The following is a 381-nucleotide window of genomic DNA, read 5'->3' as shown; positions in this document are numbered from 1 at the left end:
ACCCACACAGGGGAAAGACCCTTTGTCTGTAACCAGAGCGGATGTAACCGATCTTTCACCCAATCCGGCCATCTCACTGCTCATAAGCGCACCCACACAGGGGAGAGGCCATTTATCTGTGATGTTGACGGGTGCAACAAAGCGTTTATCACATCCGGTCACCTCACCGCCCATAAGCGTACCCACACGGGGGAAAAGCCCTTTGTCTGTGACTTTGAGGGGTGCAACAAAGCGTTTACAACATCCAGTCATCTTACCGCCCACAAGCGCACCCACACGGGGGAAAGGCCCTTTGCCTGTGACCAGTGCCACAAAGCGTTTACCACACCCAGCAATCTCAACGACCACAGGCGTACCCATACAGGGGACAAGCCCTTTATC

The 381-nt window shown here is 54.3% G+C and carries 1 protein-coding gene; it reads left to right on the top strand.

The window, feature by feature from the left end; translation table 11 throughout:
• Positions 1-114: 114 nt before the first annotated feature.
• A partial coding sequence (locus E1189_RS26090; RefSeq protein WP_408014671.1) for a C2H2-type zinc finger protein occupies positions 115-381 on the top strand: 267 nt, incomplete at its 3' end.

The sequence above is a fragment of the Parendozoicomonas verongulae genome (assembly GCF_009711465.1).
In the GTDB taxonomy this organism is placed as follows: domain Bacteria; phylum Pseudomonadota; class Gammaproteobacteria; order Pseudomonadales; family Endozoicomonadaceae; genus Sansalvadorimonas; species Sansalvadorimonas verongulae.
The sequence above is the reverse complement of the archived record's forward strand: the minus strand, read 5'-3'. Positions and strand labels throughout refer to the sequence as shown.